This is a genomic window from Haloarcula sediminis (assembly GCF_035656455.1).
Classification (GTDB): domain Archaea; phylum Halobacteriota; class Halobacteria; order Halobacteriales; family Haloarculaceae; genus Haloarcula; species Haloarcula sediminis.
Genome location: NZ_JAYMGA010000009.1, coordinates 52,617 through 66,273 on the forward strand (window position 1 = coordinate 52,617; position 13,657 = coordinate 66,273).

The 13,657-nt window shown below is 63.5% G+C and carries 15 protein-coding genes; 3 read left to right on the forward strand and 12 right to left on the reverse strand.

Features of this window, described 5'->3' with window-relative positions; genetic code table 11:
• Window positions 1-196 precede the first annotated feature (196 nt).
• The 12 genes from VJ162_RS15300 to VJ162_RS15355 all read right to left on the reverse strand — a co-directional run bounded on the left by VJ162_RS15300 (window position 197) and on the right by VJ162_RS15355 (window position 9,502).
• Window positions 197-718, reverse strand: a complete 522-nt coding sequence (locus VJ162_RS15300) for a chemotaxis protein CheD (protein WP_324665504.1) — start codon at window positions 716-718, stop codon at window positions 197-199.
• A complete protein-coding gene (locus VJ162_RS15305) occupies window positions 718-1,935 on the reverse strand; it encodes a chemotaxis protein CheC (protein ID WP_324665506.1) in 1,218 nt (405 codons plus the stop codon). The genes VJ162_RS15300 and VJ162_RS15305 overlap by 1 nt, the downstream gene beginning before the upstream one ends.
• The gene (gene cheY / locus VJ162_RS15310) at window positions 1,936-2,295 is read right to left on the reverse strand and encodes a chemotaxis protein CheY (protein WP_262179684.1); all 360 of its coding nucleotides are present in this window, start codon (window positions 2,293-2,295) and stop codon (window positions 1,936-1,938) included. It abuts the gene before it with no gap.
• 85 nt (window positions 2,296-2,380) lie between these two features.
• Window positions 2,381-4,384, reverse strand: a complete 2,004-nt coding sequence (locus tag VJ162_RS15315; RefSeq protein WP_324665510.1) for a hypothetical protein — start codon at window positions 4,382-4,384, stop codon at window positions 2,381-2,383.
• Complete coding sequence (locus VJ162_RS15320) at window positions 4,381-4,848, reverse strand: hypothetical protein (RefSeq protein WP_324665512.1); 468 nt, start codon at window positions 4,846-4,848, stop codon at window positions 4,381-4,383. The genes VJ162_RS15315 and VJ162_RS15320 overlap by 4 nt, the downstream gene beginning before the upstream one ends.
• 41 nt (window positions 4,849-4,889) lie before the next feature.
• On the reverse strand, window positions 4,890-5,453 hold the full coding sequence (locus VJ162_RS15325; protein ID WP_324665514.1) for a DUF7500 family protein: 564 nt from the start codon (window positions 5,451-5,453) through the stop codon (window positions 4,890-4,892).
• 75 nt (window positions 5,454-5,528) lie between these two features.
• The gene (locus VJ162_RS15330; protein ID WP_324665516.1) at window positions 5,529-6,176 is read right to left on the reverse strand and encodes an archaellin/type IV pilin N-terminal domain-containing protein; all 648 of its coding nucleotides are present in this window, start codon (window positions 6,174-6,176) and stop codon (window positions 5,529-5,531) included.
• Window positions 6,177-6,409: 233 nt separating this feature from the next.
• Complete coding sequence (locus VJ162_RS15335; protein ID WP_324665518.1) at window positions 6,410-7,030, reverse strand: archaellin/type IV pilin N-terminal domain-containing protein; 621 nt, start codon at window positions 7,028-7,030, stop codon at window positions 6,410-6,412.
• Between the two features lie 385 nt (window positions 7,031-7,415).
• Window positions 7,416-7,691: a DUF7521 family protein gene (locus VJ162_RS15340; RefSeq protein ID WP_324665520.1), complete on the reverse strand. Its 276-nt coding sequence runs from the start codon at window positions 7,689-7,691 to the stop codon at window positions 7,416-7,418.
• Window positions 7,692-7,784: 93 nt separating this feature from the next.
• Window positions 7,785-8,120, reverse strand: a complete 336-nt coding sequence (locus VJ162_RS15345) for a helix-turn-helix domain-containing protein (RefSeq protein WP_324665522.1) — start codon at window positions 8,118-8,120, stop codon at window positions 7,785-7,787.
• A 149-nt stretch (window positions 8,121-8,269) separates the two neighbouring features.
• The gene (locus VJ162_RS15350; RefSeq protein WP_324665523.1) at window positions 8,270-8,995 is read right to left on the reverse strand and encodes an RAD55 family ATPase; all 726 of its coding nucleotides are present in this window, start codon (window positions 8,993-8,995) and stop codon (window positions 8,270-8,272) included.
• A gap of 72 nt (window positions 8,996-9,067) precedes the next feature.
• Window positions 9,068-9,502, reverse strand: a complete 435-nt coding sequence (locus VJ162_RS15355) for a chemotaxis protein CheW (protein WP_324665525.1) — start codon at window positions 9,500-9,502, stop codon at window positions 9,068-9,070.
• A gap of 170 nt (window positions 9,503-9,672) precedes the next feature.
• On the opposite strand from VJ162_RS15355, the gene VJ162_RS15360 reads away from it, so the two are divergent.
• From VJ162_RS15360 to VJ162_RS15370, 3 genes are read left to right on the forward strand one after another with little or no spacing between them, the layout of a single operon-like run.
• Window positions 9,673-10,746: a protein-glutamate methylesterase/protein-glutamine glutaminase gene (locus tag VJ162_RS15360; RefSeq protein WP_324665527.1), complete on the forward strand. Its 1,074-nt coding sequence runs from the start codon at window positions 9,673-9,675 to the stop codon at window positions 10,744-10,746.
• Complete coding sequence (gene cheA, locus VJ162_RS15365; RefSeq protein ID WP_324665529.1) at window positions 10,746-12,779, forward strand: chemotaxis protein CheA; 2,034 nt, start codon at window positions 10,746-10,748, stop codon at window positions 12,777-12,779. Before VJ162_RS15360 ends, cheA begins: the two co-directional genes overlap by 1 nt.
• A complete protein-coding gene (locus VJ162_RS15370) occupies window positions 12,776-13,582 on the forward strand; it encodes a CheR family methyltransferase (protein ID WP_324665531.1) in 807 nt (268 codons plus the stop codon). The genes cheA and VJ162_RS15370 overlap by 4 nt, the downstream gene beginning before the upstream one ends.
• Window positions 13,583-13,657: the final 75 nt, after the last annotated feature.

Here is a 13,657-nt window from a genome sequence, read left to right on the forward strand (position 1 = left end):
TAACAAAACGGTTATTTGAACGGTGGATAGTTCCGAATAAAGGTGTTTTGGGTCAGGCAGTCGACATCGACCGGCGTTTCATCTGGAGATATCACGGTAGAGCGGTTGAGAGTTGCGCTCGCGGCAGACACGTGACTGCCGTCTGTCTGACGCGACACGGCGCGTGACAGCACGCGACCAGTTTCAACAGCGGAAATCAGAGCGTGACCGAGTCCGTGTTCGCGCTCTTGACGACGAGGTCGCCGGAGTCGGCCTCCAGCCGGAGCGACCGGCCGTGGTCGCCGCCGACGTCCTCGCCCGTGATGGGGATGTCGTACTCCGCAAGCGTCTCCCGGACCTGTTTGAGGTTGCGCGAGCCGATCGAGGAGCCGTTCTCCGAGAAGTCGAGCATGTCGCTCCCGCCGGCTATCTTGGCCCGCATAGTCTCTGTCGAGGCCCCGACGTCTTCCAGCGCCTCGACCAGTTCGGTGACGCCGGTGTCGGCGAACTTCGCCCGATTGCCCCCTTCGACGTCCTTAGCAGTCGGGAGCATGATGTGGACCAGCCCAGCAGCGCCTGTCGGTTCGTCATACAGCGCGATGCCGATACAGGAGCCCAGCCCGCTGGTCGTCAGCACCGCGGTGTCGGTCGTCACCTCGTACTCCGCGATGCCGACTTTCAGCCGCTCGGGCTCGCTGTCCTTGCCCGCCTCCGTCTGGCTGCCGTCATAGACTTTCATTATTCGAATATCTGTTCGATGTCGGCCTCGGTCTCGTCGGCCCGCTCGACATCCAGATCATCGAGCGCCGCCCGCAGTTCCTGTTCGTTGGGCAGCGCGTGGATCTCGGCGCTGAACTCGATGTCGTCGGTCTGCATCGTCGAGTCGATGATGAAGGCGTGTTCCTGGTGCTGGCCGACCTGTGCCGCAAGCGGGTCCACGATAGAGCGGCCCATATCGTGGACGAGCTTCGGGGGCGTATGGTCGACCGACGTCTGTAGCACGTTCGCCCAGCCGTCGACAAAGCCGCTGGTCATGATGTTTCCGAGCTCCTCGATGGCCGCCTCGTGTTGGGCGGTCAGCTCGTCGCCCTCCATCTCGACGGGCATCATCGCCTCGGCGACGTTGACCGCCGAGACTTCGTCGAACAGCACCATGAGGTAGCCACTGGGGACGCCGGTAAACTCCACGACTGTCCCGACGTAGGTGTCAGTCCCGATCTGTTTCGGGACGTCTTCGATGGGTGCGAAGCTTATCTGTGTCACCTCGGCGTCGGTCGGTATCCCCGTCATCATCTCGACGTTGTCGGCGGCCTGCTGGGTCCCCTTCGTCGTCATCTCGTTGAACGTCTGGAGCTTGTCGATGGGGATGGCGTCGCCCTCGGTGTCGGCGTGCTCCATCATCGCCTCGGCGAGCGGTTCGTACTCGGGGAGCATGTAGATGTAGAAGTTCACCGACTCCCCGACCCACTCGATCTCCGATTTGAAGACGAATACCTGTCGGTGGCCCTCGGCCTCGGGCGCCTCCGGCAACACGTTCGCACCCGACTTCTCGATGTACTCGGGCGGCGAGTGGTCGATAGTCGAGTCTAGGTAGTCGGCCCAGCCGTCGATGAAGCCGCTCATCATGATGTTGCCGATCTCCTTGACGGCGCTCTGGGCCATTCCGGGATCGTCGCTGGCGCCGGGCATCATCGAATCCGCGATAGTGTCGGCCGACTCGCTGTCGAACACGAGCACCGTATCGCCCTCCAGGACGCCCTCGTAATTGAACTGCACCCCGACGAAGTCGCGGCCGGCGAGGTCCTCGCCGATGTCCTCGCGGTCCAGTAGCGTGATCTTGGTCACGTCGACAGCGGCGTCGATGCCAGTCATCTGCGCCAGCGACTGGGTCGCCTGTTTCGCACCCTCGTGGGCGAGCTGGTTGAACGTACCCAGCGACTGGATATCGACGTTCATCTATGAGGGGACGACGTCCTCGATTGCCTCCATCACGCTGGGTTTCTGGAAGGGTTTGGTGATGTAGCCGTCGGCGCCGGCCTTGACGGCCTCTTTCATCTTTTCCTCCTGGCCCACGCTGGTACACATGATGACGTTGGCGTTCGGGTTCGAGGACTTGATCTCGCTGGTCGCCTCGATACCGTCCCGGATGGGCATCACGATGTCCATCATAACCAGGTCCGGGGTCTCCTCTTTGTACACTTCCACCGCCTCGACACCGTTCTCGACCTCACCGACAATGGTGTGGTCCTCCTCGAGTATCTCCCGCAGGAGGTTCCGCATGAACTCCGAGTCGTCGGCAATCAGTACGTCTGGCATGCCCGCTACTACCGTCAAGACTGGGATAAATGTGACCCGTAAATTATCGCGTGTGATACCACCGACTACGAGCGGTTGGCGCGGGTCACAGTGCCGGAAACAGGTCAGCCAGCACGCGGACCACGTCGAACGCGTAGCGGCCATACCGGAAATAGACCAGCCCCGACAGCAGGAGGTAGCCACTGGCAAAGCCGGCCGGCAGCGCGACGGCGACCGCGACAGTTCGGTCCGAGAACCGGTCCGAGAGCGTCCAGCCGACGACGGCGACTGCACACACCGTCGCGGCCGCCAGATTCCAGAGGGCGTTGTACTGGACCGCTTCGCCGACCGCCAGCCCCAGCCCGCCGACACCGCCAAGCAGGGCGACCAGCGCGAGCGCGAAGCTGGCGAGATACGACCCGACGGCCCACCGCATGTCCGACAGCCCGGCACGGACGGCCGGAACACGCCAGACGCCGTACGCCCCGAGCGCGATGACTGGGTGGAGATACCGGACCGTCAGCGTACTGAACAGCGGGAGTCGGGGGAGGTAGACGAGCGTCAGGACGGCGGCGAGTGTGGCCACGAGCAGGTCGGTCTGGCGAGCGGGCCGCCAGTCACGCGGGTCGAGGGGCAGTAGAGTCCGGTCGGCCATGGCCCGGAGTCGGCGCCCAGCTAACACCGGGAGCGCCGCCAGCGCACCCAGCAGGGGCATCGCTTCGAGCACTGCGAGGTCGATGGCCTCGGCGTCGTTGAGAGCGTAGCCGACACTCGGAATCGTACCGCTCCGGACGAAGATATGCCAGAGCCGCGCGGGCTGGGTCAGCACTGCGAGACCGCCGACGACGGACCCACCGGCAAACGACAGGACGGTGTCGGCGCCGTCGCGGAGGGTGTCGAGCAGCGACGGCGGAGGCCTATCACCGCCGGTCGTGGTCGCCGGGGTTCCCCCGGGGGTGGCGCCGCCCCCGCCGTCGGCCGCGGTGGTGTTTGCCCCCGGCGTCGTCGCGGTCCCGGCCGGCGTCTCACCGCTGTCGGGCGTCGGGGTTCCGGACGGCATCTCACCGCCGTCTGCTGGCCCACCACCCGCCTCCGCCGGCGCGAACTCGGCGTCGGGTCCGACGCTCGGAAGCAGTCGCGGCGGCTGGGCCGGGTTCCCGGAGATAGCGTAGTTCGTCGCCAGCATCGGCGTCGACGCGATCAAGAGCACGAGCCCCACGACGGCCAGCGCCCGGACGCTCCGGTCCCGCGCCGTCAGCAGGTCGACGGCGGCGAGGGCGGCGACCACGAACAGCGCCTCGAAGGCGTGTATCCAGGAGATGTACCCCGCCAGGGCGTACGCACTGGTCCGGGCCCGCAAGGCAGCCTCACCCTCGCGGCTCCGACTCACCGCGAAGGCGTAGACGACCCCCAGCACCAGTGTGGCGACTATCGTGTGGCGCTTTGGCAGCGTGGCCCAGAAGCCGACCGGTGTCGCGACGCCCAGCGCGACCCCGGCCGCCAGTCCCGCCCGGCGGCCGTGGAAACGGGCGACGAGGCGGTACAGCACCAGCCCGGCCGTCGCCGCCGCCAGTATCGTCGAGAGCTGGAGCGCCACGAGGGCGAGCCGGTCGGTCGGGAGGTCGGTCGCCGTCAGCACGCCCGCGACGAACAGCGCCACAACGAGAACCGAGCCCACGGCGCGGGTCCGGTCCCGGTCAAGTCGGTCGAACTCGGCGACCTGTGTCACGAGAACCAGGCCGAGGCCGGCCCAGAGGCCGACGAGCAACAGCCGCGGCGCCACGACCGTCGCCCCGGCCTCCAGCGCCCATACCAGCGGCACCGCCAGCGCGAGCATCCCGTAGTTGCGGCCGTAGGCCCGCCCCTGGTACTCGTACAGCCCCGGCTGGGAGCCAAACGTCAGCGAGTAACGCAGCTCGGTCACGTGGAGCTGTCCCTCGGCCAGCGCGACGAGCGTGTTGGCCATCGCGTAGGTGTCCTGGATGAAGAAGCCGACCCGCCAGGTCAGCCCGAACCAGCAGACGAGCCCGAGCCACAGCACCAGTCCACGCCGGTCGCCAAAGCACCAGCGGCCGACGGCGACCAGCCGGTCACGGGGGCCGTCGCTCACTGTCTCCCTCCCACGGTGACGGTCGTTCGAGCGACTGTCCGGTCGGTCGTGAAACTCTGGATTCGGACCGACAGAACGGCGTCGTAGGTCCCGTCGACCCGCCCCGGTGGTATCGCCCGGTCCCCGGGCGCGAGACGGTACGTACCCGAGCCGGTCACGAGCCGGCGCTCGACGAGCCGGATGTCAAGTCCCGGTACCGAGACGGTATAGAGCAGTTGCGGCCGGCCGGTAACGCCGTCGACGGCGGCCGCGGCCGGCGGCACCCGGAGATACGTGACGTTGGTCCCGAACCGACCGGGCGTCAGCGAGAGCCCGGAGCGGTCGACGCCGACCTCGGTGACTGTCGCGTTCCCGTCGCCGAACGTCGACGGCGAGGCGCTGGTCACGTCGGCGCCGGTCAGCGGGCCGGTGCCCACGAGGACGAAGACGACGAAGAGACCGACAGCGGCCACCCAGCGGTCCATCGGGTTACCAACGACCGCCCCGTGGCTTAAACCCCCCGCCGTTACAGTTTCGCGCCGTCGCGGTCCTCGACAGCGTCGATGAGGTCCGCGATGGAGTCGTCTGGGCTGAGACCGGCCGAGCGAGCCAGCGTCTTGATGCTGCCGGGCGGGTACTTCACCGGGACGTTCGATTCCGAGAGCAGGATACCGAGCACGTCCTGAACGTCGGTCGACCCGTCCATCTGGCGGCCGTACCACAGCATGAGCGTCTCGAAGACAGTGACGATGTCGTTGGAGGTCAGCCGCTGTTGGTCGACCTCGCCGTCGAACTTCGCGGTCACGTCGAAACCATAGCGGGCGTTCGAGTCGGCCATCTGCTCGGCGAGCCACTCGTGGACGTTGGCGTCGGAAAACTCGGGGGTATCAGGCGCTTGCTCCGGCTCGGACTCCGGCTCCGGCATGGACGGCTTGCCGCCGTAGTCACCGCCATCGTCGCGCACCTCCGGCGAGACGACGTAGCGGCCCTCGTCTATCTGGGTGACGTGGTCGTCGTCCTCCAGCTCGAGCTCTTCGGGGGAGAGTATCTTGCCGTCCTCGGGATTCGGGTCGTCGGGGCCCCCGTCCATACCCTACACTGTGTGAGGCAGCGATATAATACCGTCGCTGGTCGGGGGTGGAAAACGGAAAAACAGCGCGCAGGTTTAGAGATTGACCGCAGAGGAACCGGACAGCGTCTCCGGGACCACGAGGCGTAGTTCGGTGTTGCCGCCGGACTGGGTGTTGATCTGGATCGTCGCCGTGTCACCCTCTTCCAAGCCGCCGCTCGAACTGACGATACTGCTGGTGTCGAGAAGGATCTGAGCGCGGTCAGCGGGATCGTTCAACACGACGTTGTCATCGGCGTCGATGGAGTCGTCCTCGTCCTGGACGTCAACAACACCGAAGGAGTCAGATGCGGTGCCGCCGTTCGTAGTGTAATCGAGCGAGCTGGAATCGGTAGCGTAGTCACCGAAGGTAAGGTCCGATGAGCCGCTACTGTGCACGAACTGGAGCGTCGTCGTGCTCAGGTCGATGTTGTTCGCACCCGGTGCCTGTTTCACCGTGATGCGAACGGTGTCGACGGTATCGCCGTTGATGTCCTCACCGACGGAGCTCACCACTTGGAGCCGGTTGGTAACTTGGTCACTACTCTGCTGTCCGGTTTCCTCGGCACCGCTCTGCAGGAATCCGGCCGTGTTGATCAGGACGCCCGCCGCGATGGCCGCCACCAGCACCATCGCGATGAACACGATGAGCGTGCCGATACCGACCTGCCCGCGGTCGTCGTCGTTGTTGAATTCTTTGAACATGGATAGTTCAGGTCTGTCTGACCCTATTCAAAATCTGCATTTCACCAGTAATAATACCTCTCCCTAAAATATCACGACTGATATCGGTCTTCAAAGGCTCTCTATAGCCCGTTTTTATTTTCCTGGGCGCATCGCGCTCGCTGAGACCGGATGAGATCACGGTTGAACCGACAGTGTCGACACCGGTGAGGAGCAGTCGCTAGCAGAGTGGAAAACGGAGAAAACGCGCAGATTTAGAGATTGACCGCAGAGGCACCAGACAGCGTCTCCGGGACCACGAGTCGGAGTTCGGTGTTGCCGCCGGACTGGGTGTTGATCTGGATCGTCGCCGTGTCACCTTCGGTGAAGCCGCTGGAAGTGATACTGCTCGCATCGAGGATTATCTGTGCGCGGTCAGCCGGGTCGTTGAGAACGACGCCATCGGCGTCGATCGAACCGTCTTCGTCCTGAACATCAACTACGTTGAAGTCCGCGTCGTTGCCGGGAGACGGGCTATCACTAGCGTCGTAACTCCCGAACGTCAGGTCGGTCGATCCGCTGGAGTGGACAAACTGGAGCGTCGTCGTGCTCAGGTCGATGTTGTTCGCACCCGGTGCCTGTTTCACCGTGATGCGAACGGTGTCGACGGTGTCACCGTTGATATCCTGACCGACCGCACTCACGACCTGTAGCCGGTTGGTAACTTGGTCACTACTCTGCTGTCCGGTTTCCTCGGCACCGCTCTGCAGGAACCCGGCCGTGTTGATCAGGACGCCCGCCGCGATAGCCGCCACCAGCACCATCGCGATGAACACGATGAGCGTGCCGATACCGACCTGCCCGCGGTCGTCGTCGTTTCGTAATTTGTCGAACATGGATAGTTCAGGTCTGTCTGACCCTATTCAAAATCTGCATTTCACCAGTAATAATACCTCTCCCCAGAATATCTATCCTGATAACGAATACTTGAGATCCTCTATAACGTATATTCGACCGAGAGAGGGGAAAATCAGTTCCCAATCCTCCTCGGAGAGCGTCGGGAGAGGGTAGAACCGTCAAAGGGGCCGATTGACCCGTATCGGGTCGGACCAGCGGTGCGGGCCAAGCGGCGATAGTACAGTTGAGAGGAATTTTACACCGACTGAACGACGGTTGTACGGACGGGTGCGTCTGGACTTTCGATGGCGAACATAGCGGTCACGCGGCAACGTCCTCAGAGGAAGGCGTCGGTCAACTGCCGGGTCGTACACACCTTGACACTCACTCGTAGGTCACGAGGCTGTACATCACGAACAGGAACCCAAACGTCGTCAGGCCGCTGTTGACCAGCAGGAGCGACCGGACCCCTTCGAAGTCGTTGATGAACGCACTAATCATCGTCGCAGCGGCGCCCGCGACGGCAAGCGAGAAACCAAGCGACAGGTAAAGCATCGCCTGTCGGGACGTCTGGACGTACGCCCGCACTGCCATCCCGACCATGGTTAGCCCGGCGACGACGAACACGAGCGTCGAGACGGCATAAAGGAGTTCTATCATCGGCACTGGAAAATGCTATGCGAAACCCCGTATTAAATCCACGCTCGCGAATATCTCTGCTGATAATCGGTCGGTATTCGGACGTGAGCGGCGCTATCTGTCCGAGAGCGTTCGCCAGGCCTCGTCGAGCTTGTTCGTGACTTCGGAGCGTTCCTCGACGTGGACAGACAGCCCTTCGTCGAAATCGACCCGGACCTCGTCGACGTTGCGCCGGTAGACCTTGATGCGTCGTCGGTCGTCCGAGAGGATGTTGTCGTGGAGTTCTAGCAGGTCGTGTTCGGTGAGTTCGTCGATCCGTCGATAGCACGTCGCAATCGGAATTTCGAGCTCGTCGCTCAGGTCCTGTGCCGAGATCGGCTCGTCGGTCGCATCAAGTATCTCGGCGCTGTATTTGTTTCCTAAGGTCTGAAGAAGCTCCGCTGATGCCATCGTTATCAAAACATAAATTCAGACTTTAATAAAGCTATCGACGATGATACTGCCCGATCCGGGCGAGAAAACGGTTTCCCCACAGGCAGATATTACGCGGCCGAGAGCGCCTCTCACCGGTATTTCACGTCGTAATAACGACCCAGGTGTTAGAGAGGCGACTCCTCTTCGCTCATCATCGAGAACGCGCTGGCGTTCTGGTGGACCTTGATGCCGCCCCAGTCGATCTCCATCGGGTAGATGTCGGTCTCGATGTTTTGCTTGCGCATCTTGGCCACCCAGACGTACCGGCTGACGCCGGAGTCAGTCGGCGTCTGGATGAGATAGATGTTCCCGTCGGTGAGGTAGTTCTCCAGGCCGATCTCGGTGTCGGGGAAGACGGCGCCCTGTTCGTTTGTCATCAGGGTCGTCAGTCCGTTCGCCTTGAGGATGTCGGTGAGTTTCAGGAGGTAGGTGCGTTTCTCTTTCTCGTTTTCGAAGAAGAGCTGGAACATCGCAAGCGAGTCGAGTACGAGCCGGTCGTAGTCGTCGTCTTCGAGATCCTCCAGCAGGATCTCAAGCGAGGAGGAGAAGTCGTTCTCGCGCAGGAGAACCTGTTTGTCGTACACCTTGATATCGCCGTTGTCGACGTACTCGGGCCACTTGTCGAAGCCGATCGACTCGGCGGCCTCCCGGATGTCTTCCTCGTCTTCCTCGAAGGAGAGGTAGATGCCCTTCTCGTCGAACATATCGACGCCGTTGTAGATGTACTGGAGACAGAGGATCGACTTCCCGGCACCGGGGTTGCCACTTATCAGTGTCGTGGAATTTTTCACGATGCCGCCGTTGAGGATGTCGTCGAGACCGTCGATACCGGTTTTGGTGAGCTGAATCATTCTATTTGTGGTAGTGTCTGTTGGTCGTGCTCTGATGGTAAAAACTCTTCTTGCCCGACACGCCCGGGCGCACTACGGTGAGCTGTGTACGACAGCCGGGTCGACCCAGATGACGAACTCGTCGTCGCGCTTGACGACGCCGCGAATCGAGCCCGAGTCGTTGGCCGGGGACTGGTCTATCTGGTCGGGGGTCACTTGGACGACCTGGTACACCTCGTCGACGAGCCAGCCAGCCGCGCCTTGGTCCTGGACGATGTCCGGGTCGAAGACGATTATCCGCTGGCCGTCGGTGTCGTCGCGGATGCCGAAGACGGTCTTCGGGTCCACGATTGATGTCGTCCGACCACGGAGGTCCATCACGCCTTCGACGTGGGCCGGGGCGTTGGGGACCTGGGTCAGCTCCCCGACGTCGACGATTTCGGTCACGTAGCCGATACTGACACAGTACGTCTCCTCGCCGAGCTCGAATTCGAGCACCTGACCGGTTGTGGTTGACTGGGCTGACATGGCTGCCGGATACCTGAACGTGGTGGGTAGGTGTATAAAAGGCTGTGTACTGGACTATCAACTTTGATTACGTGGGCGGAGTCTTTATTTTGGGCCAGTGGGGAGTTCGGCGTAGCTATGCAGATGTTCCGCCCACACACTAGAACCACCCCACAGGGACCGAGCTGACGATGCCCGGTGGGACGCGTGCAGTGGTGGCCGACGACTCTCACTTCATGCGGAGTGTCATCTCGGACATCCTCGAAGAGGGGGGTATCGAGGTCGTCGCGGAGGCGAAAAACGGCCAGGAGGCCGTCGAGGCCGTCCGTACGCACGAGCCCGACGTCGTGACGATGGACGTCGAGATGCCGGAGATGAACGGTATCGAGGCCACCGAACGGATAATGGCCGAACACCCGACGCCCGTGCTCATGCTGTCAGCCCACACCGACGAGAACGCCGACGTGACCTTCGAGGCGCTGGATAAGGGTGCGGTCGACTTCTTCACGAAACCGGGCGGGGAGGTGTCCATGGAGATGTCGCGGCTCAAAGACCAGCTCGTCGACATCGTCACCTCGGTCGCACAGGTCGATATCGGTAGCCGGGGCGCAAGCTCGTCACCGCTCCGCGCGGGCGGGCAGCCAAGCGGGTCGGGAAGCGAAAGTAGGTCGTACGTCGGGGACCCGACGCTCGTCATCGGCTCCTCGACCGGGGGGCCAAAGATGGTCGAGCAGGTGATGGCGGAACTCCCCAGAGAGGCGGACTTCCGAGTCCTCATCGTCCAGCACATGCCCGAAGGGTTTACCGGTCGTTTCTCGGAGCGCATCGACGACCGGAGCGACTACGACGTACAGGAGGCGACCGACGGCGCCCGTCTCGGGGGCGGCGAGGCGCTCGTCGCCGCCGGCGACCGCCACATGGCGGTGAAGAATTACCGAAACGGCCGTCTCCGGGTGAAACTAACCAAGGACCGGCCCGAGAACAGCGTTCGGCCGGCCGTCGACGTGACGATGCGGACGGCCGCCGACGTCATCGACGACCCGCTGGTCGGCGTCATCCTCACCGGGATGGGCGGGGACGGCGCGGACGGTATCGCACGAATGAAAGACGCGGGCGCACGCACTATCGCGCAGGACGAAGCTACCTCCGCGGTGTACGGGATGCCAAAGCGAGCGGTCGAGACCGGCTGTGTGGACAGCGTGTTGCCCATCGACGAGATAGCGAGCGGGATTCTCGACACGATAACGACTGAGGTGACCTCATAATGGACGACCAGTACCTAGACGCATTCATCCGCGAGAGCGAGGAGGCGATAACCGAGCTGAACAACTCCTTGCTGGACTTAGAATCGGACCCCTCCGACGAGGAGGCGATGGATTCCATCTTCCGCACCGCGCACACGCTGAAGGGGAACTTCGGCGCGATGGGCTTTGACGACGCGGCGAATCTCGCACACGCGATGGAGGACCTGCTAGACGCCATGCGACAGGGCGAGATGGAGGTGACGCCGGACGTGATGGACCTCATCTTCGCGGGCGTCGACCGGATAGAGGTCATCGTCAACGAGATCGAGGACAAGGGCGAGTCGACCACCGACTCCGACGAGCTGGTCGCCCAGCTCCGGACCGTCCTGGAGGAGGGCGCCGACGCGGCCGGCGAAGGCGGGTCGGCAGCGGCCGCCGAACCGGCGGGCAACGACGGGAGCGCTGTCGGCGACGTCGACGTCGACATCGACGCGAGCGACGCCGACGGACGCGTCGTCCGCGTGACCGTCGACGTCGGCGACTCCGACATGCTCGGCGTGGACTCGATGCTGGCGCTGGAGGCGGTCGAAGACGTCTTCGACATCCTCGTCTTCGAGCCCAGCCGGGCCGACATCGAGGACGGCGAGTTCGAGGACACGTTCGAGCTCTATCTCGACGCGGGCGACGCCGCGACCGTCGACGCCGAGCTGGGCGCTATCGGCAAGGTCGACTCGTTCACTGCGACCGACGTCACGGACAGTCTGACCGCGGCAGCGCCCGACACCGACACGGCTTCGGACGGGGCAGACACGTCGGCCGAGTCGGACGAGGCGGACACGTCGGCTGGGTCGAGCGGAGCGGACACGTCGGCTGGGTCGGGCAGTGGGGACAGCGGCGGCGAGGAGGAACACAGCGTCGACGAGATCAAGTCGGTCCGGGTCGACGTCGACCAGCTCGATGACCTGCACGGGCTGGTCGAACAGCTCGTGACCAGTCGCATCAAGCTGCGCCGCGCCGTCGAGACCGAGGACCTCGACTCGGCTGGCGAGACGTTGAACGAGCTGGACAAGATAACGGCGAATCTCCAGAACACGGTGATGGACATGCGTCTCATCCCGCTGAAGAAGGTCGTCGGGAAGTTCCCGCGGCTGGTCCGTGACCTGGCCCGCGAACTCGACAAGGACATCGACTTCGAAATCGAGGGCGAGGACATCGAGCTTGACCGCACGATACTGACGGAGATATCGGACCCGCTGATGCACATCCTGCGGAACTCGGTCGACCACGGCATCGAGTCGCCGGCCGAGCGGGAGGCCGCGGGCAAGGAGCCGACTGGCCACATCACCCTGCGCGCCTCCCGGGAACGGGACCACGTCATCATCGAGGTCGAAGACGACGGCGCGGGCTTAGACGTCGAGGGCATCAAGAACAACGCCATCGAGAAGGGGGTCCGGTCGCCGGAGGAGCTGGACGCGATGGACGACTCGGCCATCTACGACCTCATCTTCCATCCGGGCTTCTCGACGGCCGACGAGGTGACAGACACCTCGGGCCGGGGCGTCGGGATGGACGTCGTCCACGACACCGTCACGCAACTGGACGGGTCGGTTAACGTCGACTCCACGCCCGGCGAGGGGACGACCGTCGCCCTGCGGCTGCCGGTGACGATGGCTATCGTGAAGGTGCTGTTCGTCGAGGTGGGCGACGAGGAGTACGGCGTCCCCATCAAGAACGTCGACGAGATAACGGCCACGTCGTCGGTCAAACAGGTAAACGGCACCGAGGTCATCAAACACAACGACGACATCTACCCGGTCATCCACCTCGACGACACCTTCGACGTGCCCGGCGAGACGACCAACGGCGACGGGATGCTCGTCCGCATCCGGGAGTCCGAACGCCAGGTCGCCCTGCACTGTGACTCGGTCAACAGCCAGGAGGAGGTCGTGGTCAAACCCCTGGAGGGCATCCTCTCGGGGACGCCCGGCCTCTCCGGGACCGCGGTGCTGGGCGACGGCAACATCGTCCACATCCTCGACGTGGTGACGCTATGAGCACCGAGAACAGACAGTTCCAGCAGCTGCTTGGGTTCATCGAGTCGGAGATGGACTTCGAGTCGGGGTTCTACAACGACGCCTACCTCGACCGGCGAATTACGGCGCGGATGCGCCGGACCGACACCGACAACTACCGGGCGTACAAGCAGTTGCTCCAGCGGGAAGACGAGGAGCGGGAGGCCCTGCTTGACTCCCTGTCTATCAACGTCACCGGCTTCTTCCGGAACCCCGAGGCCTGGGAGGCGCTGCGGCCGGTGTTACAGGAGCTGACCGCGGACAACCGCCGGGTTCGGCTCTGGTCCGCTCCCAGCGCGGACGGTCGCGAGCCGTACTCGGCGGCGATGCTCGCGCTGGACGACCCTGACATCGAGGCCCGGCGGGTCGACATCCTCGGGACCGATATCAACGCCGACATCCTGGAGGTGGCCCGCGAAGGAACCTACGAGACCTCCCACACGACCGACATCGCCGAAGAGCTCGCGCCGCTTTCCGACTACGCGGAGTACGTCGAGGAGACTGACAACACGTTCACCGTCAAGGACGCGGTCAAGGACATGGTCTCCTTCGAGCAACACGACCTCATTCGGGGCCGGGCCAAGCGGGACTTCGATCTGGTCTTCTGTCGGAACCTGCTCATCTACATCGACGCGGAGTTCAAGGTCCCGATCTTCGAGACGATCCGGGGCTCGCTGCGCGAGGGCGGCTATCTCATGATAGGGATGACCGAGACGCTGCCCGCGGAGTGTCGCGACGACTTCGAACCGGTCGACAAGCAACACCGCATCTACCGCCGGGTATGACAGAAAGTATCCCAGGCCAGTTCCGGATAGCCCCGACCCCGGGGTCGGGGTGTTTCGGCAAGTCGTTGCAAGAGC

Coding starts and splice junctions, on each gene's coding strand:
- VJ162_RS15300 (WP_324665504.1), bottom strand. CDS start 718: ATGAAAGTCTATGACGGCAGCCAGACGGAGGCGGGCAAGGACAGCGAG.
- VJ162_RS15305 (WP_324665506.1), bottom strand. CDS start 1,935: ATGAACGTCGATATCCAGTCGCTGGGTACGTTCAACCAGCTCGCCCAC.
- cheY (WP_262179684.1), bottom strand. CDS start 2,295: ATGCCAGACGTACTGATTGCCGACGACTCGGAGTTCATGCGGAACCTC.
- VJ162_RS15320 (WP_324665512.1), bottom strand. CDS start 4,848: ATGGACCGCTGGGTGGCCGCTGTCGGTCTCTTCGTCGTCTTCGTCCTC.
- VJ162_RS15325 (WP_324665514.1), bottom strand. CDS start 5,453: ATGGACGGGGGCCCCGACGACCCGAATCCCGAGGACGGCAAGATACTC.
- VJ162_RS15330 (WP_324665516.1), bottom strand. CDS start 6,176: ATGTTCAAAGAATTCAACAACGACGACGACCGCGGGCAGGTCGGTATC.
- VJ162_RS15335 (WP_324665518.1), bottom strand. CDS start 7,030: ATGTTCGACAAATTACGAAACGACGACGACCGCGGGCAGGTCGGTATC.
- VJ162_RS15340 (WP_324665520.1), bottom strand. CDS start 7,691: ATGATAGAACTCCTTTATGCCGTCTCGACGCTCGTGTTCGTCGTCGCC.
- VJ162_RS15345 (WP_324665522.1), bottom strand. CDS start 8,120: ATGGCATCAGCGGAGCTTCTTCAGACCTTAGGAAACAAATACAGCGCC.
- VJ162_RS15350 (WP_324665523.1), bottom strand. CDS start 8,995: ATGATTCAGCTCACCAAAACCGGTATCGACGGTCTCGACGACATCCTC.
- VJ162_RS15355 (WP_324665525.1), bottom strand. CDS start 9,502: ATGTCAGCCCAGTCAACCACAACCGGTCAGGTGCTCGAATTCGAGCTC.
- VJ162_RS15360 (WP_324665527.1), top strand. CDS start 9,673: ATGCCCGGTGGGACGCGTGCAGTGGTGGCCGACGACTCTCACTTCATG.
- cheA (WP_324665529.1), top strand. CDS start 10,746: ATGGACGACCAGTACCTAGACGCATTCATCCGCGAGAGCGAGGAGGCG.
- VJ162_RS15370 (WP_324665531.1), top strand. CDS start 12,776: ATGAGCACCGAGAACAGACAGTTCCAGCAGCTGCTTGGGTTCATCGAG.